This window comes from Paraburkholderia fungorum, assembly GCF_900099835.1.
GTDB classification, from domain to species: domain Bacteria; phylum Pseudomonadota; class Gammaproteobacteria; order Burkholderiales; family Burkholderiaceae; genus Paraburkholderia; species Paraburkholderia fungorum_A.
Map to the genome: position 1 here is coordinate 113,760 of NZ_FNKP01000001.1, position 20,887 is coordinate 134,646.

General features: G+C 64.1%; 22 protein-coding genes. 10 read left to right on the forward strand and 12 right to left on the reverse strand.

The genetic code is table 11. From position 1 onward, the window contains the following. Nucleotides 1-637: 637 nt before the first annotated feature. The 7 genes from fliL to fliR all read left to right on the forward strand — a co-directional run bounded on the left by fliL (nucleotide 638) and on the right by fliR (nucleotide 5,205). Nucleotides 638-1,132, forward strand: coding sequence for a flagellar basal body-associated protein FliL (gene fliL / locus BLS41_RS00535; RefSeq protein ID WP_074762454.1), 495 nt, complete (start codon nucleotides 638-640; stop codon nucleotides 1,130-1,132). Nucleotides 1,133-1,195: 63 nt separating this feature from the next. Continuing rightward, the gene (fliM, locus tag BLS41_RS00540) at nucleotides 1,196-2,194 is read left to right on the forward strand and encodes a flagellar motor switch protein FliM (protein ID WP_074762455.1); all 999 of its coding nucleotides are present in this window, start codon (nucleotides 1,196-1,198) and stop codon (nucleotides 2,192-2,194) included. Further along, entirely contained in the window at nucleotides 2,187-2,651 is a 465-nt protein-coding gene (fliN, locus tag BLS41_RS00545) for a flagellar motor switch protein FliN (RefSeq protein WP_074762456.1), read from the forward strand. The genes fliM and fliN overlap by 8 nt, the downstream gene beginning before the upstream one ends. Further along, on the forward strand, nucleotides 2,648-3,235 hold the full coding sequence (gene fliO / locus BLS41_RS00550) for a flagellar biosynthetic protein FliO (protein ID WP_143026191.1): 588 nt from the start codon (nucleotides 2,648-2,650) through the stop codon (nucleotides 3,233-3,235). The genes fliN and fliO overlap by 4 nt, the downstream gene beginning before the upstream one ends. 2 nt (nucleotides 3,236-3,237) lie before the next feature. Beyond that, nucleotides 3,238-4,080 (forward strand): flagellar type III secretion system pore protein FliP, encoded by an 843-nt coding sequence (fliP, locus tag BLS41_RS00555; RefSeq protein WP_074766174.1) that lies wholly within the window; start codon nucleotides 3,238-3,240, stop codon nucleotides 4,078-4,080. 41 nt (nucleotides 4,081-4,121) lie between these two features. Then, nucleotides 4,122-4,391: a flagellar biosynthesis protein FliQ gene (fliQ, locus tag BLS41_RS00560; RefSeq protein WP_074762457.1), complete on the forward strand. Its 270-nt coding sequence runs from the start codon at nucleotides 4,122-4,124 to the stop codon at nucleotides 4,389-4,391. 31 nt (nucleotides 4,392-4,422) lie between these two features. Beyond that, nucleotides 4,423-5,205 (forward strand): flagellar biosynthetic protein FliR, encoded by a 783-nt coding sequence (gene fliR, locus BLS41_RS00565; RefSeq protein ID WP_074762458.1) that lies wholly within the window; start codon nucleotides 4,423-4,425, stop codon nucleotides 5,203-5,205. Between the two features lie 111 nt (nucleotides 5,206-5,316). Here the strand turns inward: fliR and flgL are convergent, their stop codons facing one another. From flgL to flgB, 12 genes are all read right to left on the reverse strand, one after another. After that, nucleotides 5,317-6,543: a flagellar hook-associated protein FlgL gene (flgL, locus tag BLS41_RS00570; RefSeq protein WP_074762459.1), complete on the reverse strand. Its 1,227-nt coding sequence runs from the start codon at nucleotides 6,541-6,543 to the stop codon at nucleotides 5,317-5,319. A gap of 11 nt (nucleotides 6,544-6,554) precedes the next feature. Beyond that, on the reverse strand, nucleotides 6,555-8,549 hold the full coding sequence (flgK, locus tag BLS41_RS00575; RefSeq protein ID WP_074762460.1) for a flagellar hook-associated protein FlgK: 1,995 nt from the start codon (nucleotides 8,547-8,549) through the stop codon (nucleotides 6,555-6,557). Between the two features lie 133 nt (nucleotides 8,550-8,682). Then, a complete protein-coding gene (locus tag BLS41_RS00580) occupies nucleotides 8,683-9,423 on the reverse strand; it encodes a flagellar brake protein (RefSeq protein ID WP_074766176.1) in 741 nt (246 codons plus the stop codon). Between the two features lie 415 nt (nucleotides 9,424-9,838). Further along, nucleotides 9,839-10,843 (reverse strand): flagellar assembly peptidoglycan hydrolase FlgJ, encoded by a 1,005-nt coding sequence (gene flgJ / locus BLS41_RS00585; protein ID WP_074762461.1) that lies wholly within the window; start codon nucleotides 10,841-10,843, stop codon nucleotides 9,839-9,841. A gap of 12 nt (nucleotides 10,844-10,855) precedes the next feature. Further along, entirely contained in the window at nucleotides 10,856-12,079 is a 1,224-nt protein-coding gene (locus BLS41_RS00590; protein ID WP_253189595.1) for a flagellar basal body P-ring protein FlgI, read from the reverse strand. 2 nt (nucleotides 12,080-12,081) lie between these two features. After that, the gene (gene flgH / locus BLS41_RS00595) at nucleotides 12,082-12,780 is read right to left on the reverse strand and encodes a flagellar basal body L-ring protein FlgH (protein ID WP_074766180.1); all 699 of its coding nucleotides are present in this window, start codon (nucleotides 12,778-12,780) and stop codon (nucleotides 12,082-12,084) included. 29 nt (nucleotides 12,781-12,809) lie between these two features. After that, on the reverse strand, nucleotides 12,810-13,598 hold the full coding sequence (gene flgG, locus BLS41_RS00600; protein WP_074762462.1) for a flagellar basal-body rod protein FlgG: 789 nt from the start codon (nucleotides 13,596-13,598) through the stop codon (nucleotides 12,810-12,812). 132 nt (nucleotides 13,599-13,730) lie between these two features. Next, nucleotides 13,731-14,489 carry a flagellar basal-body rod protein FlgF gene (flgF, locus tag BLS41_RS00605; protein ID WP_074762463.1) on the reverse strand — a complete coding sequence of 253 codons (759 nt, stop codon included), beginning with the start codon at nucleotides 14,487-14,489 and terminating at the stop codon, nucleotides 13,731-13,733. 16 nt (nucleotides 14,490-14,505) lie between these two features. Next, nucleotides 14,506-16,023, reverse strand: coding sequence for a flagellar hook protein FlgE (locus BLS41_RS00610; RefSeq protein ID WP_074762464.1), 1,518 nt, complete (start codon nucleotides 16,021-16,023; stop codon nucleotides 14,506-14,508). Nucleotides 16,024-16,068: 45 nt separating this feature from the next. Further along, complete coding sequence (locus BLS41_RS00615) at nucleotides 16,069-16,785, reverse strand: flagellar hook assembly protein FlgD (RefSeq protein ID WP_253189596.1); 717 nt, start codon at nucleotides 16,783-16,785, stop codon at nucleotides 16,069-16,071. Nucleotides 16,786-16,796: 11 nt separating this feature from the next. Continuing rightward, nucleotides 16,797-17,222, reverse strand: a complete 426-nt coding sequence (gene flgC / locus BLS41_RS00620) for a flagellar basal body rod protein FlgC (protein ID WP_074762466.1) — start codon at nucleotides 17,220-17,222, stop codon at nucleotides 16,797-16,799. Nucleotides 17,223-17,327: 105 nt separating this feature from the next. Next, nucleotides 17,328-17,825, reverse strand: a complete 498-nt coding sequence (gene flgB / locus BLS41_RS00625; protein ID WP_074762467.1) for a flagellar basal body rod protein FlgB — start codon at nucleotides 17,823-17,825, stop codon at nucleotides 17,328-17,330. A 217-nt stretch (nucleotides 17,826-18,042) separates the two neighbouring features. Here flgB and flgA point away from each other — a divergent pair, with 217 nt between their 5' ends. The 3 genes from flgA to BLS41_RS00640 all read left to right on the forward strand — a co-directional run bounded on the left by flgA (nucleotide 18,043) and on the right by BLS41_RS00640 (nucleotide 20,623). Further along, complete coding sequence (flgA, locus tag BLS41_RS00630) at nucleotides 18,043-19,536, forward strand: flagellar basal body P-ring formation chaperone FlgA (protein WP_074762468.1); 1,494 nt, start codon at nucleotides 18,043-18,045, stop codon at nucleotides 19,534-19,536. A 186-nt stretch (nucleotides 19,537-19,722) separates the two neighbouring features. Further along, nucleotides 19,723-20,082 carry a flagellar biosynthesis anti-sigma factor FlgM gene (gene flgM, locus BLS41_RS00635; RefSeq protein ID WP_074762469.1) on the forward strand — a complete coding sequence of 120 codons (360 nt, stop codon included), beginning with the start codon at nucleotides 19,723-19,725 and terminating at the stop codon, nucleotides 20,080-20,082. 94 nt (nucleotides 20,083-20,176) lie between these two features. Further along, nucleotides 20,177-20,623 (forward strand): flagella synthesis protein FlgN, encoded by a 447-nt coding sequence (locus BLS41_RS00640; RefSeq protein ID WP_074762470.1) that lies wholly within the window; start codon nucleotides 20,177-20,179, stop codon nucleotides 20,621-20,623. Nucleotides 20,624-20,887 lie beyond the last annotated feature (264 nt).

The following is a 20,887-nucleotide window of genomic DNA, read 5'->3' on the forward strand; positions in this document are numbered from 1 at the left end:
CGCGCCACACGCGCGAACGCCGCCAGAAGCCGGAAGCCGGAAGCCGGAAGCCATGACGTTGCTGTAAGAGCCGAGCACGCGCATTCCCGGTTCAGCCTGGACTTAACCAGCCAGCGCAGGCTCCATCGCGAGACCGATAAAAGGGGCAGCTAAGGGAACGACCGCGACGGCGCGCACAGCGTCGCCGGAAGAATGACTGCCTTGTCACGAACGCGGAGTGTGCGGGGGCACCGATTCTAGATGGTCCGCTACCCCCTCCAAGCCAGGGGACCCGCTTAAGAGCTAGCGGGGTGAGCCCGCTTTCTTTGCTTACTTTCTTTGCGGCGGCAAAGAAAGTGAGTGCCGCCCCGCACAGGGGCAGTGCTAATAGACCACCGTGAATTCAAGGAAAGGCCAACACCCCGAAGCACACCGCCAAAGGGCGCAGCCCAAAAAAGCTCAACCCGGCACAGGGGCAACGCCAATAGACCACCGTGATCACAAGGAAAGGCCAACACCCGAGGCCCGCAACCAGCCCCCCGCCCCAAGTTAAAAACCAGAGATAGCCTGCAATAACCCTTCTTTTCGACCCATCGCGCCGCAGGCAAATCAACAACAATCACACCACCAGCACTAACGGCAAGCAAAAGCAAACCACATGGCAACCACCACCGCACCTCAGCAGACCGCGTCCGCCTCGCCGGGCCCGATGAAGCGCATCATCCTGATCGTTCTCATTGCGATCATCGCCGCTGGAGCCGCTGGCGCTGGCGTGTGGTTCTTCATGGCCAAACGCGCGCCGGCAGCCACGGCGGCCGAAGCACCGCCGCCGCCCGCGCCGCTGTTCTTCCCGCTCGAATCGATGACGGTGAACCTGCAATCGGACGACGGCCAGCAGCATTTCCTGCGCATCGGCCTGACGCTCAAGCTGACGGACCCGAAGGTCCAGCAGGAACTGACCGATCACATGCCGGAACTGCGCAGCCGCATCCTGCTCGCGCTGTCGAACCATCACCCGGACGATCTCGCGCCGCTCGACGGCAAGCGCGCGCTCGCCACCGAGCTGCAAACATTGATCGAACAGCCGACCGACAAGGGCGCACCGCCGGTCCACGTCAACGACGTGCTGTTCACCGAATTTGTCGTGCAGTGACGTTCCGTGAAGCGATCTAGCACTGCCATCATCAACCGCCACGGGACGCACGAGGAATAAGCAATGGGCCACGAAGAGTTCATGTCCCAGGAGGAGGTCGATGCCCTCCTCAAGGGCGTCACTGGCGAGTCCGACTCGGTTGCCGAGCAAAACGACGGCCAGGGCGTACGCCCCTACAACATCGCGACGCAGGAACGGATCGTTCGCGGCCGGATGCCCGGCCTCGAAATCATCAACGACCGCTTCGCGCGTCTGTTGCGCGTCGGCATCTTCAACTTCATGCGTCGTTCGGCGGAAATCTCCGTCGGCCCGGTGAAGGTGCAGAAGTACAGCGAATTTACCCGCAACCTGCCGATCCCGACCAACCTGAACCTGGTCCACGTGAAGCCGCTGCGCGGCACGTCGCTGTTCGTGTTCGACCCGAACCTGGTGTTCTTCGTGGTCGACAACCTGTTCGGCGGCGACGGGCGTTTCCATACGCGGGTCGAAGGGCGCGATTTCACGGCGACCGAGCAGCGCATCATCATGAAGCTGCTCAATCTGACGTTCGAGCACTACACGGCGTCGTGGAAAAGCGTGAAGCCGTTGCAGTTCGAATACATGCGTTCGGAAATGCACACGCAGTTCGCGAACGTCGCGACGCCGAACGAAATCGTCATCGTCACGCAGTTCTCGATCGAGTTCGGCACGACCGGCGGCACGCTGCACATCTGCATGCCGTACTCGATGATCGAGCCGATCCGCGCCGAGTTGTCGTCGCCGATCCAGGGCGAGGCGATGGACGTGGACCGCCGCTGGGTGCGGGTGCTGTCGCAGCAGGTGCAGGCAGCCGAAGTGGAACTGACCGCCGATCTGGCGCAAGTGCCGGTCACGTTCGAGCAGATCCTGAACATGCGCAAAGGCGATGTTCTGCCGATCAACATCCCCGAGCACATCACCGCGAAAGTCGACGGTGTGCCGGTGATGGAGTGCGGCTACGGAATTTTCAATGGTCAGTACGCGTTGCGGGTCCAGAAAATGATCAGCGCAGCCGACACGATGAAGGAAGGTGGATATGAGTGACCTGAACGCAAAACCCGAAGCCGAAGCGGCCGCAGGTGAGCCGCAACTGGCCGCCGGTGCGGTCAGTACGGAAGACGACGACGCAATGGCCGACTGGGCCAGCGCACTCGCCGAACAGAACGACAACCCGGAAGTCAGCGCCTCGACGGCGGGTGTGTTCCAGCCGCTGTCGAAGGTCGAGCCGACCTCGACGCGCAACGACATCGACATGATCCTGGACATTCCCGTCCAGATGACCGTCGAACTCGGCCGCACGAAGATCGCGATCCGCAACCTGCTGCAACTCGCGCAGGGTTCGGTGGTGGAACTGGACGGCATGGCCGGTGAACCGATGGACGTGCTGGTGAACGGCTGCCTGATCGCCCAGGGCGAAGTGGTGGTGGTGAACGACAAGTTCGGTATCCGTCTGACCGACATCATCACGCCGTCTGAACGTATCCGGAAGTTGAATCGATGAAACGCGTTGCCGGTCGCGCCATGCCGAACGTTTCGCGCGATATCTCCACTGTGCTGCTGCGCGTCGCTTTCACGGCGATCTCACCGGCAGCGCTTTTCGCACCGCTAGCCGCGCGGGCCGCCGACCTCAACGCGGTCAACAACGCCGCGAAAATCGCGTCGGGTGTCGGCGCGGGCACGGCTGTCCCGGCGCTCGGCGTCGGCGCGGTGCTGCAGACGGTGGTCGGTCTGCTGATCGTGATCGCGGTGGTGTTCGGCTGCGCGTGGCTCGCACGACGCTTCGGCTTGCAGCCGGGCAGTCGCGGCGGTCTGGTGAAGACCATCGGCGGGGCATCGCTTGGTGGCAAGGAGCGTGTCGCGGTCGTCGAGATCGGCGATACGTGGCTCGTGCTCGGCGCGGCGCCCGGCAATGTGCGGCTGCTGCACACCATGCCGGCCGGCTCCGCTTCGGCGGATGCGGTTTCGATCGGCGGACAGTCGCCGCAGGGCGCAGCGTTGCCCGGCACCTTCGGACAACGCTTTCGCGACGCGCTGAAAGGCGAAGTTGGCAAACGTTTCAACGCGCAAGGCGGCGGGGACCGGTAATGCTGCAGTTCAGTTTTCAATCCGCGCGTGCCATGCGCAACCATGGCGTCACCGGCGGCTCGCAGGCAGCGTCGACAGTCATGGCCGTGTTGCGCCGCGTCGCCCCGCTTCTGCTGATTGTGATGCCGGCGCTGCTGCTGGTGTTGCCGACGCTGTCGTTCGCACAAACCGCCGGTTTGCCGGCGTTCAACACGAGTCCCGGCCCGAACGGCGGCACGACCTATTCGCTGAGCGTGCAGACGATGCTGCTGCTCACGATGCTGTCGTTCCTGCCCGCGATGGTGCTGATGATGACGAGTTTCACGCGCATCATCATCGTGCTGTCGCTGCTGCGCCAGGCGCTCGGCACGACCACCACGCCGCCTAACCAGGTGCTGGTCGGTCTTGCGCTGTTCCTCACGCTGTTCGTGATGTCGCCGGTGCTCGACAAGGCCTACAACGACGGCTACAAGCCGTTCTCCGACGGCACGATTTCGATGGATCAGGCGGTCTCGCGTGGCGTTGCGCCGTTCAAGACCTTCATGCTGCGTCAGACCCGCGAAAGCGATCTCGCGCTGTTTGCCCGCATCTCGCACGCCGCGCCGATGCAGGGCCCGGAAGACGTGCCGCTGTCGCTGCTGGTGCCGTCTTTCGTGACCAGCGAGCTGAAAACCGGCTTCACGATCGGCTTCACGATCTTCATCCCGTTTCTCATCATCGACATGGTGGTGGCGAGCGTGCTGATGTCGATGGGGATGATGATGGTGTCGCCCTCCACCATCTCGCTGCCGTTCAAACTGATGCTGTTCGTGCTGGTCGACGGCTGGCAGTTGCTGCTCGGCTCGCTCGCGCAGAGCTTCGTTTAATCCCTTCGTTTAACCCTTCAACCTTCCCGGCGAAATTCACCATGACACCCGAATCAGTCATGACGCTGGCCCACCAGGCGATGTACGTCGGCCTGGTGCTGGCAGCTCCGCTCCTGCTGGTCGCGCTGGTGGTCGGCCTCGTGGTGAGCCTGTTCCAGGCCGCCACGCAGATCAACGAATCCACGCTGTCGTTCATTCCGAAGCTGCTGGCGATCGCTGTCACGATGGTGATCGCCGGTCCGTGGATGTTGACGACCATGCTCGACTACCTGCGTCACACGCTCACCAGCATTCCGACGCTCGTCAACTGAGCGGCTTGCCGCCGCCCCCGCCCGCCCTCTCATGTTCACGGTCACCTACGCTCAACTGAACGCCTGGCTGACCGCCTTCCTGTGGCCGTTCGCGCGCATTGCGGCGCTGATCGGCACCGCGCCGATCCTCAGCAACGTCTCGATGCCGATGCGCGTGAAGGTCGGCCTCGCCGCCTTCACCACGCTGATCGTCGCGCCGACCATCGGCGCATTGCCGCAGGTGACGGTGTTTTCCGCGGACGGCGTGTGGATTCTCGTCAACCAGTTCCTGATCGGCATTGCACTCGGCGTGACGATGCAGATAACGTTTCAGGCGATCGACGCGAGCGGCTACTTCATCGGCCTCGGCATGGGGCTGGGTTTTGCGACCTTCTTCGATCAGCAGTCGACCGGTTCGGGCGTGGTGATCTCGCGCTACATGACGACAATCGCGATGCTGGTATTTCTCGCCGTCGACGGTCATTTGCAGATGCTGGCCGCGCTGGTCGCCACGTTCCAGTCGGTGCCGGTGTCGGCCAATCTGCTTGCGCCGCACGGCTGGCAGACGCTCGCCAACTGGGGCGGCTCGATCTTCTCGTCGGGCTTGCTGCTGGCGCTGCCGGTGGTCGTCGCGCTGCTGATCGCCAACCTCGCGCTCGGCATCCTGAACCGCGCCGCGCCGCAGATCGGCGTATTCCAGATCGGCTTTCCGCTGACCATGCTGGTCGGTCTGCTGCTCGTGCAACTGATGCTGCCGAACATGATCCCGTACTTCGTTCATCTGTTCGACATGGGTATCGACGAGATGGGCCGGGTCGCGGCGGGGTTGAAATAGACTGACAGGCTTTCGCGGGTTCGCATGCGCCGTTGCTCCGCTGCATGCCATAAAAAAGCCGGCTCGCGCCGGCTTTTTTGACATCTGCGCGGACAGCGTCCGCGCAATCCATCAGCTGTTGATGTACTGGAACAGCGACATGTTCTGGATCTGCACGAACGCCTGCTGCGAAGCCTGCAACGCGGCCTGCTGCAACGTGTACTTGCTGATCGTCGAGACCATGTCGACCGAGGTCAGATCCGCGAGATTGCTTTGCGTTTGCAGCGAGTTGGTCTGCGTGACGGTTTGCAGCGCCGTCACTTCCTGCGCGCGACCACCCACCGACGCCTGCACCGCCGTCACATTGCTCAGCGTGTTCGCCAGTTGCGACAGACCCGTGTTCATCGCGTTTTGCAGGGTTGCCTGCGCAGCCGGGTTGCCCGTCGTCGGATTCTGCAACGCGGCGATCATCGCGTTCAGATTCGCGAATACATCGGTGCCTGCCGAATTGGCCGGCTGCACCGTGAACTGGTCGCCCGCCGCCGGCGTGCCGGTGATCGCCACCGTCTGGCCGCCCATCGTAATGTCGGAGCCTTCCGTGTAAGGCGTCGCCGTGCCTGCCACGCCGGTCGTCGTATCGGTGATCGTGTACGACAGCGTCGAGCCGCTGCCGCTGAACGCGATCTGATACGAGTCCGCATTCGCCGCGTTGGTCGGGTCGTTCACCGTCACCGAACCGATCACGCCCGTGCCGGTGTTGGCCGAATTGCCCGCCGCGATCGGCTCGGCATTGGTCGCGCTGACGCTCATGAACACCGCCGCGCCGTTGTCGCTCGTCGCGACCGCATTGCTGCCCGTGACCTGCACCGCACGCGTGCCGGTGTCGCCCGAATAGACGACAGCGCCGCTCGCATTGGTCGTGAACGCCGTGGTGGTGTTCTGGAAGCCGGAGAACAGCGAGTTGCCCGCGCTGTCGGTGGCGTTCGCGTAGGTCAGCAACTGGTCGCGCAGGCTCGTCAACTGCGATGCGATGGCCGTGCGGTTGGTGTCGTTCAGGATACCGCTGCCGACGCTCAGTGCAGCCGTGTTGGCGCTTTGCAGCGTGGTCAGCACGTTGCTGAGCGTCGAGCTTTCGGCCTGCAACGACGACAACGCCGTGTTCTGGTTGGTCGTGTATTGCGACAGCGCCGTCGCCGTCGAACTAAGCTGCACGGCCTGAGCCGCGCCGAGCGGATTGTCGGCGGGCGTGCTCAGCGAGACGCCGCTCGAGATTTCCTGATAGATCTGCGACAACTGGGCCTGCTGGTCACTCATTGTCGAGACGTTCATGCTGAAGTACTGCTGGCTTGAGATACGCATGGTTTAACGCCTTACGAGAAGATGCCGAGCAACGTCGAGAACAGGGTCTGAGCAGTCTGGATCACCTTGCTGTTCGCCTGATAGAGCTGCTGATATTGAAGCAGGTTGGCTGCTTCCTCATTGATGTTGACGCCCGACACCGACTGCTGCGCGGTCGTGATCTGCGTGACGAGCGCGGTTTGCGCGGTGCTCGAACTCTGGATCTGCGTCGTCTGGTTGCCGATCGTGTTGACGTAGTTCGCGTACGCCTGCGTCAGCGTGGACGTGCCGCCGCCGAGCGACTGCGCCGACGTCAGGTTCGACAGCAACTGTGCGTTGCGGCCGTCGCTGGCCGCGCCGGTGTTCGGTCCGATCGTGAACGAGTCGCCGTCGGCCGGCGTACCGCTGATCGTGACCGTCACATTGTTCATGCTGGCGGCGCTGGTCGAATTGGTCGGATTCGTGATCGTCAGCGTCGCGCCCGAGCCAGCCGTGTAAGGCACCGCCGTCGTCGACGACGTGATGTTGTACGACTGGGACGGCGGTCCTGCCACCGTCACTGTGGAATCCAGCGGGAAACCGGTGAGGCCCGTGCCGGCGGTGTACGTGATCGTCGACGCGGTGGTCGGTGCGGTGTAGCCCGCCGTCACCGTGCCCTGGGTGATCTGCGCGCTGCCCGTATTCGCTGCCGACGCCGAAGCCAGCACCGGCGCCGCAGCGGCGATTGCCGACGGCGACGTGGTCGCCAGCGCAAAGCCGTTCAGCGCGCCGCGTGTGGGCAGGACTTCGAACGAGTCGCCCGGTTGCATCGTGCCGGTGCTCGAGAATTGCAGGCCGTCGATCGGTTTGGTGAGATCCAGTGCGGAGCCCACCACGGAGCCGGTCGAATTGTCGGTCAGCGTGTAGGTAGTGCCGTTATAGGCAAGCGTGTAGTCGCCGGTGGTCGGCTGGGTCGCGTCCGCGAAAGTCGCGCTCACCGTTGCATTGCCGGTGTTCTGCGTGCTCGCGTTGACCTGCGGTGTGCCGACCGTGAACAGCGCGCCACCGGCCGAGCCGTTCAGCGTGATGCCCAGTTCGTTCTGCGCGTTCACCTGCGCGGCAAAGCTGGTGGCGATAGCGCCAAGTTGCGCTTCGGCCGGATCGAGCGTTTGCGAACGGAATTCCGCGAGACCGCCCAGCGTGCCGCCGGACAACTGGCTGTCGGACAACGTCTGCGGCGTCGGTGTCGGCTTCGCGCCGACCTGGCCGAGATAGGTCACCGACACTTCGGTCGGATCGGTCGTCGACGTCGCAGTGCCCAGCGCAAAGCTGTTGTCCGCGGACACCAGCGGCTGGCCATTCGACATGTACACGCTATAGCTGCCGTTGCTGGCCTGCACTGTCTGCACGCCGATCAGCTGCGACAGGTTCGACACGGCTTCGTCGCGCTGGTCCATCAACTGGTTCGGCGTCTGGCCCTGGTTGCTGGCCGAGAGAATCTGGCTGTTCAGCGAAGCGATCTGCGCGGTGTACGTGTTGATCTGCGTGACCGCGTTGCTCATCTGCGTGTTGACGCTCGAGCGCAGGCTGTCGTATTGCGCGCCGGCCGCATTGATCTGGTCGGCGAGGGTCTGCGCATCGCTGACGGCGGTCTGCCGCGTGGCGGTGTCCGACGCGTCGTTGGCGACGTTCTGCAAACCGGTGAAATAGCTGTTGATGGCGCTCGCAATCCCCGTGGTCGGGCTGCCGACCAGGTTATTGAGCTGCGTGATCATCGTGTTGTACGCGGTCAGCGAGCCACTGGTCGATTGCGCGTTGTTGAGCTGGGTCGCCAGATACTGGCTGTACGAGCGCTGCACGGTGGTCGTGGAGACGCCCATCGGCAGATAGCCCGAACCGGTGTAGGTGCCGGCCGTTTCCGAATAGACCGGCGTTTCCACTGAGTAGCCGGCGGTCGACGCGTTGCTGATGTTCTCACCAGTCGTCGTCAAACCCCACTGGGCTGCATTAAGTCCGCTGAGGCCGATAGATATGAGATTGCCCGACATGCGTCATCCTGAAGGGCGACATCACACACATGCCGCCGAGTTACTGAATAAATTGTTTAACGGCCCCCCGCACAGAAAATTGAGGGCCATTCCGATGTATTCGATGCCTCAGCGCACCTGTTTGCGCGCCGGTTCAGCGCACCAGTGAACGGCGCTTCATTTCGAGTTGCGTGATCAGGCGCTGCAATGTGTTTTCGGCACTGCCCGGCAGCGTCAGAAAACGGAAACCGAGTTGATAGCGCTGCGTGCCGTTCGGCAGCGCCGTCGCGCGGTGCGACACCAGTTGCAGATCGAGCGACAACCGCCCGAGCGCGCCCAGCACCAGCTCGCAATCTTCGAAACGCATGCCCATCGGCAATTCGGCGACGCGCACGTCGGCCGTGCGCATGCCGACGCCGCCCAGCGACAGATCGTGCACTTCAAAGCGGAACGACGCGCCATCGGGGAACCGGCCCGTACACACGTACGGATCGAGAACCGGCGCATCGACGCGGAAATACTCGCGGCGCTGCACGTAGAACAGCACATCGGGGAAATCGGCTTCGAACGCGGGCATGCCCTCGAACTTCGTCTCGCGCGGCGTGCTGACCGAGAACTCGACGCGCACGCCGTCGGGCGCCGCGTGGAATTTACAGCGGGGCGCGGCCAGCAGGCCGGAGTTCTGATTGGAGACGCCGCCCCAATCGAAGGTGAAAGTGCGGCCGCGCACGTCGACGTCGAGCAGGCGCGTGACTAGCTGCCCGCCCGGATATTCGACGGTGAGGAAATCGCCCCGATTGACGAGATTGCGCAACTGAACGCCGATTTCCAGCGGATTTCGACGGCCGAAATCATTGGCCCCTTCGTCTTGTGATACGTGCACGTGGGCCTGCATGTCGCGTTGGCCGTTCGACTGGTTCATATCCATGGGCTTGCCGGTATGCATGTTCTTGCGGGCGCGTGCCGAGGGCTCCTGCCGGGGCCTTCGAACGGTCTGTTTCAAGGCCGCGGCACACGCATTCAACCGGACGTTACAGCGCTTTTCCGGTATCAGATCTAACTGATTAGCGGCAGCGCCCAGCCAAAATTTAGGGGCGTGTAATGAAATATTTGCCGCAAACGTTAAACCGTGCTCCGCCTTCACGCGGCTGGGCCGGTCGCCGCTGGGCGACCGGCCTCGTCCGTCTTGTTATGCACCTGGCCCCGTCGCGTGCATGGATTCAGCCTGGAATCTGGACAACTTCGGGCGCACGCCGCGCTTCGCCTCGTAGCGAACCGGCCTGAGCGGCGCGTCCCGTTCGGATGGCCGTTCAGGCCATCTTCTGCATGATCGACAGCAATTTTTTCGCGTAATGCGGGTCGGTTGCGTAGCCCGCGCGCTGCATGCCGTTCGCGAAACCCGCCACGTCGCGCGACGAATTCAGCACCTGCGCGTAACGCGGGTTGCTCTTGAGCACGCTCGCGTAGTCGGTCATCGCTTCCTGATACGAGTCGTACGCGCGGAATTTCTCGACCGTGCGCTGCGGCTTGCCGTTCACGTATTCGGTCGTGACCGTGGACACCGTCTTGCCGGTCCAGTCCTTTGTCGCCTTGATGCCGAACACGTTGTGGCTGGTCGAGCCGTCCGCCTTCTTGATCTCGCTCTTGCCCCAGCCCGATTCGAGCGCGGCCTGACCGATGATGAAGCGCGCCGGAATACCCGTCGCGGCGCTGGCGGCCTGAGCGGGCGCGGCCAGCTTGTCGACGAACGCGTCGACTTTCGACGAGCTGCCGTCGCCGCGCAACGGCGGCGTCAGCGAGCTATTGCCCGTGTAGGGCTTGCCCATCGCCAGCTGACCGTTGGCCTGGGCGTTGCCGTAGGCTTTCGCGAGCGCGTTCAGCGCGGCGGTCTGACCTTCGTCGCCACCGCCGGCGCTACTGCCGCCGCCGAGCGCGTTGGCCATGCTGGCCAGGCTGTTCGCCCCGCCGGCACCGCTTGCGCCGCCAACCTGCATGCCCTGATTGCGCATCAACTGCTTGAGCATGGCATCGGCCACGCCGATGCCCTTCTTCGACAGCTCCTGCGACATCTGCTGATCCATCATCGACGTGAAGGTCGCGCTGTCGTGGGAGTCGAACGGGCCGTCCTGCGGCGTCGCATCGCGCATGCTTTTCAGCATCATCTGCGTGAACACGGCGTCGAATTGCTGGGCGGCCATCTTCATGCCGGCTTGCGGCGACGCCTTGGCCTGCGCGCTCAGCGCGCCAAAACCCTGCACGTCGAGTGCAAACCGGTTGGTCAGGTCGTTCGCGGTATTGGTCGTATCCGAATTCATCTGGCGTCTTCCTTAGATGATTTCCAGGTCGGCGCGCAACGCGCCCGCCGCCTTCATGGCCTGCAGGATCGACATCAGATCCGCAGGCGTCGCACCGAGTGCATTGAGAGCCTTTACTACATCGGCCAGGTTCGCGCCGGCCGTCACCATTTTCAGTGCGCCGTTGTCCTGCTTCATCTGAATCTGAGACTGACGCGCGGCCACGGTCTGGCCGTTCGAGAACGCACCCGGCTGGCTGACTACCGGTTGCGTGTTGATGACCACCGACAGATTGCCGTGCGCCACCGCGCAGGTCTGCAACGTGACCATCTGGTTCATCACGATCGAGCCGGTGCGCGCGTTCAGGATCACCTTCGCGGCAGCCTGCGCCGGCTTGACGTCGAGATTCTGCAATTGCGCCATGAACATCACCTGCTGCTGCGGATCGGTCGGCGCGCGCAACTGGATCGTGCGGCCGTCGAGTGCCATCGCCGTGCCGCTGCCGAACGCGTTGTTCACCGCCGAGACGACGCGCTGCGTGGTGTCGTAATCCATGTCATTGAGGTCGAGCTGCATCGTGCCAGCCTGCGACACCGACGTCGGCACCGCGCGTTCGACGATCGCGCCGCCCGCAATCCGGCCCGCTGCCAGCGTATTGACCTGCACCTTGCTGCCGTTGGCGCTCGCACCGGCGCCGCCCACAGCCATATTGCCCTGCCCGAGCGCGTACACCTGGCCGTCCGCGCCCTTGAGCGGCGTAAGCAGCAGCGTACCGCCGCGCAGGCTCTTCGCGTTGCCGAGCGAAGAAACGGTAATGTCGATCTGCTCGCCCGGACGCGCGAACGGCGGCAGCACCGCCGTCACCATCACCGCGGCGACGTTCTTCAACTGGATGTTCGACAGCGACGATGTCGAACTGCTCGAACCCGCCGCCTGGTTGTTGATCGAGATGCCGAGGTTCGCCAGCATGTTGGCGAGCGTCTGCGTGGTGAACGGTGTCTGGGTGGTCTGGTCGCCCGTGCCGTCGAGGCCGACCACGAGGCCGTAGCCGATCAGCGGGTTGTCACGCACGCCCTGGATCTGCACGAGGTCTTTCAGCCGTTCGGCATGCGCGGGCGTGACGGTCACGGCGGGCAGCGCGGCGCAGGCCAGCGCGACGAACGCGAGCGAGCGTGCGGTCCGGGAAGCCGCGCGACGGACAGCGAAGCCCGCAGTCGAAACAGCGTGAACAGCGCGGCGAAGAGAGACGATACGCATGATCACCACGGCGACACGTTAAGGAAGAAGCGTTGCAGCCAGCCCATGTTCTCGGCTTCGTCGAGATAACCCTTGGCCGAGTACTCGATTTTCGCGTCGGCCACCTGGGTGGAATACACCGCGTTCAGGCTGGAAATCGTGTTCGGATTGACCACGCCGGAGAAGCGCACGAATTCGTTACCCTGATTGATCAGCATCTGTTTTTCGCCGCTGACCGTCAGGTTGCCGTTCGGCTGCACGCCCGTCACCGTCACTGTGATCGTGCCGTTGAACGTGTTCGACGCATTCGCGCCGCCGGTGCCCGCGAACACATTGCTGCCGTTCGCGCTCAGATTGGCCTTGCTGAACAGGCCGCTGAGAAAGCCTGCGGTCGGCACGGCCATGGCGGTGCTGCCCGAGCGGTTGGCATTCGCGCCTGACGACTTGGTCGCGTTGATGTTTTCGGCAATCACGATCGTGATGATGTCGCCCACATTGCGCGGCCGCTGGTCTTCGAACAGCGGTCGGCCCGCGTAGCCCGGATTGAAGATCGAACCGGGTGCCTGCATTTGCGGCGGCATCGGCGGGACGGCCGTCATCGGTTGTTGCGTGATCGGCTGCTTCGGCACGAGGCCGCAGCCGCCCAGCGCGGCGAGCAGCGTGAGCTGCACCAGCGCCTGAGCGGTGCGCGAATGAACCGGGATGCGAGAGATGTGCGACATCATGATTACCGCCTTTAATTCCCTGCCGCTCAAACCGACATCTGGCTGAGGGTCTGCAGCATCTGGTCGGACGTGGTCACGGCCTTGCTGTTGATTTCGTAGGCGCGCTGGGTCTGGATCATGTTCACCAGTTCCTGCACCACGTTGACGTTCGAGGCTTCCACATAACCCTGATTCAGCGTGCCCGCGCCGTTCAGGCCCGGTTGCGCGATGTTCGGCGCGCCCGACGAAGCCGTTTCCGAGAACAGGTTCTCGCCCTTCGCATCCAGACCGGCCGGGTTGATGAAGGTCGCGAGCTGCATCGTGCCGAGCTGCTGCGTGTTGGTCGAACCGGCGACGGTGATCGACACCGAGCCGTCGCTGCCGACCGTCAGCGAGGTCGCGTTGGTCGGGATCGTGATGGCCGGCAGCACCTGATAGCCGCTCGACGTGACCAGCTGGCCCTGCGCGTTGGTCTGGAACGAGCCGTCGCGCGTGTAGGCGGTGGTGCCGTCGGGCATCTGCACCTGGAAGAAGCCCTGGCCGTTGATCGCGAGGTCCTTCGAGTTGCCGGTTTGCTGCAGGTTGCCCTGGGTGTACAGACGCTCGGTGGCGACCTGTTGCACACCCGTGCCGAGCTGGATACCCGACGGCAATTCGGTTTGCTGCGTCGAATTCGCGCCCGGCTGACGGATGGTCTGATACAGCAGATCCTCGAACACCGCGCGCGAGCCCTTGAAGCCGTTGGTGCTGACGTTCGCGAGGTTGTTCGAGATGACGTCCATCTGCGACTGTTGCGCGTTCATGCCGGTAGCGGCGATGTAGAGCGAGCGATTCACTATGTTTCTCCTTTGTGGGTGGCGTTTAGCGCTTTAGCGCCTGGTGCCACCCCATGCAAAGCTGTCGACGTGAGCGGGCGCTTCAGCGCTTACCCCCGTCCCATGCAAAAACTGCTATCCCAACACGGCCCGTCAGCTGAAGCTGAGCAGCTCGTTCGCGGACTGGTCGTTCTTGTCCGCGTTCTCCAGCAGCTTGGTCTGCATCTGGAACTGCCGCGCGTTGGTGATCATCGAGACCATCGCGCTGACCGGATTCACGTTGCTGCCTTCCAGCGACGCCGGCGCGACCGTCACGGCCGGATCGGCGTCGGCGGGATTGCCGTCGGCGGTACGAAACAGGCCGTCGTCACCGCGCGTCATGGTTTGCGGATCGGGATTCACCAGCTTCAGCTGATCGATCGTCACCACGGCCGTCGGCGGATCGCCCGGCGTCAGTGCGGACACCGTGCCGTCCTTGCCGATGGTGATTTCCGCGCCCGGCGGCACCGACACCGGGCCGCCGTTGCCGAGCACCACCTGATTGGTGGCGTTCACCAGTTGCCCGTTTTCGTCGATGTGCAGATTGCCGGCGCGCGTATAAGCCTCGCCGCCGTCGGTGGTTTGCACCGCGAGCCATCCCGGCCCCTGGATTGCCACGTCGAGCGGATTGCCCGTCTGCTGGATCGGCCCCGGTGTGTAGTCCGCGCCCGGCGTCGACGACAGCACGAACGTGCGGGTGGTGTTGTCGTTGATCGAGCTGCCGTCGCCGAACGACATCGGCACGGCACGGAACGTTTCGAGCTGCGCGCGAAAGCCCGTGGTCGAGGCGTTCGCGAGGTTGTTCGCAACGATGGCTTGTTGTTCGAGCGCCTGGGCGCTGCCCGACATCGCGGTGTAAATCAGCCGATCCATGATGGCTCCCGTTCGGTTACAGGTTGATCAGGGTCTGGTCGACGGTCTGCTGGGTCTTGATCGTCTGCGCGTTCGCCTGATAGTTGCGTTGCGCCGTGATCAGGTCGACCAGCGCCCCGGTCAGATCGACGTTCGAATCTTCGGTTTCACCCGGCACCAGGCTGCCGAGCTGGTTGGTGCCCGGCGTGCCGATCTGCGCCTGGCCCGACGCCAGCGTCTGACCGTATTCGTTGTTGCCGAGGTCGACGAGACCGTTCGGGTTCGTGAAGTTGGCCAGTGCGATCTGCCCGAGCAGGGCCGTCGCGCCGTTCGAGTACGTGCCCGTCACGTTGCCGGACGCGTCGATCGAGAAATTGGTCAGGCTGCCCGCCTTGTTGCCGTTGGCCTGCATCGCGGCGACGTTGTCGCTGCCGCCGTACTGCGTCATGCCGGTCACGTTCAGCGTTAACGCTTGCGGCGTGCTCGAGCCGTCGGTGTTCGGAACCGTGAAGTTGAAGGCGAGCGGCGTTGCAGTCGGATTACCCGATGCGTCCGTCGTGCCGGTCAGCACGCCCGACGAATTGAAGGTTGCGCCGCCGATCAGCGAAGCCGTGCCGGTCGAGGTGCCTGCGTAGACGTTCCACGTGCCGGAGCCGGTCTTCGCGAAGTACAGGTTGACCTGCTGCGAGCCGCCGAGCGAGTCGTACGCGGTGACGCTGGTCGCGGCGTTGTAGGTCGCGCTGGAGTTCTGGTTGAACGCGATCGGCTGCGCGGTGATCGCATAGCTGTCGCCGGTGGCCGGCGTGCCGCTGAACGCGATGGTCTCGCCGTTGCCGAGGGTGATCGCCGTGCCGGCGGTGTACGTGCCGCCGGTGACGGTGACCGCGCCGGTCGTCGTGTCGGTGACGTTATAGGTCGTGGGGCTCGTGAAATCGACCGAGTAGCTGTCGGTGTTGGTGCCCGCCGCCGCGTTGGTGACGACCGCGCCGGTGGTGGTCAGCGAGCCGCTGTTGGTGGTGCCGGCGGCCACGGTCGGCGTGCCGTACATCAGGTCGTCCTGGGCGCCGAGGTTCAGGCCCGAGCCGGTGATCGTGGTCGTCACGACCGGTGCGATGTCGCCGGTCGGGATCTGCAGCGGCACGGTTTGCGCGGTGTTGATGATGCCTGCCGAATTCGCCGCATAGCCCATCAGCTCCAGGCCCTGCGTGTTGGTGATGTAGCCGTCCTTGTTCATCTGGAACACACCGTTACGCGAATACGTCAGCGTGCCGTTGTTGTTCATCTGGAAGAAGCCGTTGCCGTTGATCGCGGCATTCAGCGCGGCGCCGGTACTGGTGAACGAGCCTTGTGCGAACTGCTGCTGCACACCGCTCAATTGCGTGCCGATACCGACTTGGTTGTTCACCGCGGTAGCGACGGAGCTGGCGTACACGTCGGCGAATTCAGCGGTGCCGCTCTTGAAGCCGACCGTATTGGCGTTGGCAATGTTGTTGCCGATCACGTCGAGATCGCTCGACGCCGCGGACAAACCGCTCAGACCTGTGTTGTAACTCATGATGACTCCGTATCTGGAAAGTCGTAACTAACTGGTGACTCGGAATTAGAGAATCGCGTTGATGCCGGTCAGCGGCACCGTCGAGCCGTTCGACAGCACGAGACCGCTGGTGCCGTCGGACTGCTGCACGACGCTTTCCACGGTCGCCGCGCTGAGCGCCGTCGCGGTGGCAGGCTGGCCGCCCGCCGTCGCGCTGACGGTAAAGGTGTAGGTGCCGTCGGCCAGCGTGTTGCCCGACGAATCGACCGCCGTCACGCCGACCGGTGTGACGCCCGCTGCCTGCTTGCCGAGGTCGATCGTGTTGACCACCGTGCCGGACGAGTTCTTGATCGTGAGCGTGACGTCGTCCGCTGCGGCCGGAAGCTGGACACCGATGGTGCTGGCCTTGCCGCTGGAAACCGTCATGGTGCTGCCCGACGCGAGCACGCTGCTGCCGATCAGCAATGCGGCCTGCGACGACTGGCCGGCCGCGAGTTGCGTCGACAGCGAAGTCAGCGACGTATTCAGCTGGCTGATGCCCTGCACCGTGCTGATCTCGGCCAGCTGCGAAGTCATCTGCGAGCTGTCCATCGGGCTGGTCGGGTCCTGGTTCTTCAACTGCGCGACGAGCAGTTGAAGAAAGGTGTTCTGCAGGTCGGCGGCCGACGTGCCGGACGAGCTGCTGCTCGATCCGGTGGCACTCGTCGCGTTGTTCGTGCCGTTCATCGTGTCGAGCAGGGTCTGCGAAACGGTGGCGCCGCTGCTGCCAATAGTGGTGGTCAAGGTAAGTCTCCTCAGGTTCCGATCGTGAGCGTTTTCAGCATCAGTGTTTTGGCCGTGTTTAGCGTCTCGACGTTGGCCTGATAGGAACGCGAAGCCGAAATCATGTTGACCATTTCCTGCACCGGGTCGACGTTGGGCAGCGTGACGTAACCGTCCGCGTTGGCCGCCGGGTTGCCGGGTTCATAAGCCGTTTTCATCGGCGACGGATCGTCGACCACGCCAGTGACCTGCACCCCGCCGACCTGCTGGCCGGACGCGCTGCGCGCGCCGCCGAGCGGGCTGACCGCGAACACGACCTGCTTGGCCTTGTACGGCTGGCCGTCCGGGCCGGTGGTACTGTCCGCGTTGGCGAGATTCGACGCCGTCACGTTGAGCCGTTGCGACTGCGCTGACATCGCGGAGCCGGCAACACCAAAAATATTCATCAGGGATGGCATGGTTTCCTGACCTCTCCTGCCGGTTCGACCCGGCCTCAAGTTAAGTCCCGTAGCGATTTGTGCTTGCTTGCTGCTGTATCTGTTACTGCATGCTCTGCATGTCTTTTACGAGCCCGACGTGATCGCCGAGAGCATCGTTTTGATCTGGTTCGATACCACCGTCATGCCGGACTCGTAGTGCAGCGTGTTGTCGGCGAACTGAACGCGCTCGGTGTCGATATCGACCGTGTTGCCGTCGAGCGCGGGCTGGGTCGGAATGCGGTATTGCAGGCTGCCGTAGTCGTCGGGCGAGCCGCCGGTTGCCGTCAGCGTGGCCTTGCCGGCCATGTGGCCCGGTTCCGTCGACACCATCGTCATGCCGCTCGTCACGCCCGCCGGTTGTGTCATCACCAGCGTCGAATTGTTCGACGCGCCCTGGCCGGCGGTGCTGCCGCCGGTCTTTTTCAGCGCGCCGGCCAGCGACGAGGCGAAGTCGACGTCGCGCGCCTTATACCCGGGGGTATCGGCGTTGGCGATATTCGACGACAGCAGCTCCTGGCGGTAGGCGCGCACATCCATCGCCTGGCGGCCAAAGGCGAATTCGGCATCGAGTTTGTCCAGCATAGAAATCTCCCGAGAAGGTTCCCGAGGCGTCCCCGCCCGCGCCTCGCTCGAGGATCGCATTGACCGGGAAGGCCTTTTTGCATGAGGTGCATCTTATGGGCCGAACGCAAGCGGCAATCGGACGAATAACCGGGAAAGGGGGCTTCTATTCAACGTTTGCGGCTGGGGCGCGCTCTCTAGAATGCAAGGCGTACCGATGCATTCGATGGAGAACCGTATGGACCAGCCCACTTCCGATCTGCCGCAGCGTGCGAGCCACGCGACGGCGTATCGCGCGAGTGCCGGTTTGCGTGCTTCGCGCGGCTCGCTGCCGGCACGCACCATGCGGGTCGCGCCGCGTCTGGCGCTGCGCGCCACGTCGCGCCTCCTGACGCGGATGGTGGTAAGCGTCGCGCTGTGGGTCGCGGGCGGCATCGTGCTGCTGCCGGGCAACACGCAGGCTCAGGAAGCGAGCGGACCGATCGTGATCGCCGGTCCGGCTGAGAACAATCCGGCGGCGCTGAACGAAATCGCGCAAAAGATGGCAGCGGCGACGCCCGCGCAGCGCGCGGCGGTCGCCACCGCATTGGCCGCAGCCGCTGCACAGACGGCCGGACGCGAGCCGCAGAACCGCGACGCCGATCCGTTTTCGCGCGCGGCCGGTTCGAACGGCGCGATCGTGATTCCGGGCGCGGGAGAACCCGCTGCCGCGCCGGCCATGATCCGCACCAATTTCAAGCCCGATGCCAACGGCGTCGTGACGATTCCGCCGCCGGGTTCGTCGATGAACGTGGCGCGCGTCAATGCCGCGCAAAGCCCGCGTACGGCGACGACGGTCGTCCCGGTCGTGGTCGCTCCGGCGCAGCCCGGCGTGACCAACGCGCAGCCGGTTGCCGCGAGCGCGCCCCAAGGCGGCTTCGACAGCCTGGCTTCGCGCGGCCTGCCGCCCGAATTCAGCGCGAACGGCAAGCCCATCGCAACCGCGATGCCGAGCCGTCCCGCAATCGCCAAATCACAGGCGCCGGCCGCAGTACGCCCAGTGGCAGCGGCCGTTGCGCCGGCAGATGCGCAGCAGCCCGCCGCAGCCGCTCAACCGGCGCCGCTGCCCGGCCAGCAGGACCCGGAAGCCATTCACACGGCCGCTCTCGCTTTCCTGCAACAGCAGGCAGTCGGTTTGCCCGGCAAGGTCGATATCACCGTCGCACCGGCTTTCCCGCGCGGCATCGCCGCCTGCACGGCTCTCGAACCGTTCATGCCGACGGGCGCGCGCATGTGGGGCCGCACGACCGTGGGCGTGCGCTGCGCAGGCGGCCACCCGTGGACCATCTACCTGCAGGCACGCGTGTCCCTGCATGCCACTTACTACCTGGCCGCGCGCGCCATGAATGCGGGCGAAGTGCTCACCGCCGCCGACCTCGTCGCGCGCGACGGCGACCTGACCGGCTTGCCGCAGGCCATCGTTACCGATCCGTCGCAGGCCGTCGGCTCGGTTTCGCTGACGCGGATCGCGGGCGGCATGCCGCTGCGCCGCGACATGCTCAGGAGCGCGTCGGCGGTGTCGATCGGCCAGACCGTGCGCGTCGTGGCAGCCGGCGAAGGCTTCTCGATTTCGGCGGAAGGCAGCGCGATGAACAACGCATCGCCGGGTCAGCAGATCCGGGTGAAAACCGCGAACGGCCAGATCATTTCGGGCATCGTCCGCGATGGCGCGACGGTGGAGATTCAGCTGTGAACTGTCTGGCCGCCCCGAATCGCACGCTGGCTGAGGCCGTGGCGGCGGAACGGGCTTTCCCGCAGGCGGCCGAGCCGCCGAAAGGGCCAGATTGCGTTGAGAAGCAAGGAAATGCGTGGAGCGATTGCGCTAAAGTTTTGATCAGCGGTTGCCGTTATCAGGATCAAATCGTTCAGGAAGCCAATCGTGAAAGTCGATTCCACAACCAATTCGAATCTGCCGGCGTTGAAAGACGCCGTGTCCCGCTCCCAGCAGAGCGACGCCAGCGCAGCGAGCGCCGACACCACGCAGAGTGCTGCGACGTCGGCGACGCAAACCGCGGGCAGCACGTCGGGCGACGCGAGCGTCAGCCTGTCGGGTTTGTCGCAGCATCTGCTGAGTCAGGCGGGGTCCGGCTCCGGCGACATCGACACCGCGCATGTCGCGTCGATCAAGCAGGCCATCGCGAATGGCACGCTGCAGATCGATTCGAGCAAGATCGCCGACGGCGTGTTGCAGACGGCGCGCGACCTGTTGCAGAACAAGACCTCGTCGACCGGCAACTAATCGACACAGTGCAGTGTGGTGAAGTGGCCGGCGACGTTCGACAAACTCGGCTCGCGAATCGTGCGCGAGCCGGCGTGTTTAGCGAGTTGTTGAGATGAAAGACGCCCTGCTTGCCACCCTCATCGAAGAATATTCGACTGTCGAGGCGTTCGCCTCGATTTTGACGCTCGAAACCAGAGCGTTGACCGCGGTCTCGCCGGTCGAACAATTGCCGCCGATCATCGAGAAGAAAACGGAACTGATCGGCGTGCTCGCGAGGCTCGAAGCCGCGCGCGACGCGCAACTGGCCGAGCTGGGTTTTCCGGCCGGCTGGTCCGGCATGGAGCTGGCGGCCAGCACCGACACGCGAGTCGCCGAGCAATGGGCGCTGCTGCAAAAAGCGGCCGACCGCGCGCGACGCGTGAACACCAGCAACGGCGAGCTGATCCGCGTTCGGATGGACTACAACCAGCGGGCATTGGCCGCGTTGCAGGTAAACGTGCCGCGCAAAGCCAATTTCTACGGCCCGGACGGACGGATTCCGTCGCAAGTCGAGGTGTGATGATTGTCTGAGGCGGGTCCGGGCGGCGCCTGCGCGCCGCTTTACAGGCCAGTTGATCTGCTTCGTTTGAACGAAAAAAAGGCTCGTCTTTGACGAGCCTTTTTGCTTTTTCGGCCACCTGTTTTTCAATTCCCCTCCCCACGACTCCCGGCATTAGCCATCCGGCTAGCTGGCGCACAGACGCGCGACGCGTTGAAATGACAGACCTGTCGAGCTTCACGCCGTCAGCCGGTTCCTGTGTCTGAACCTCATGACGGCGGCTCC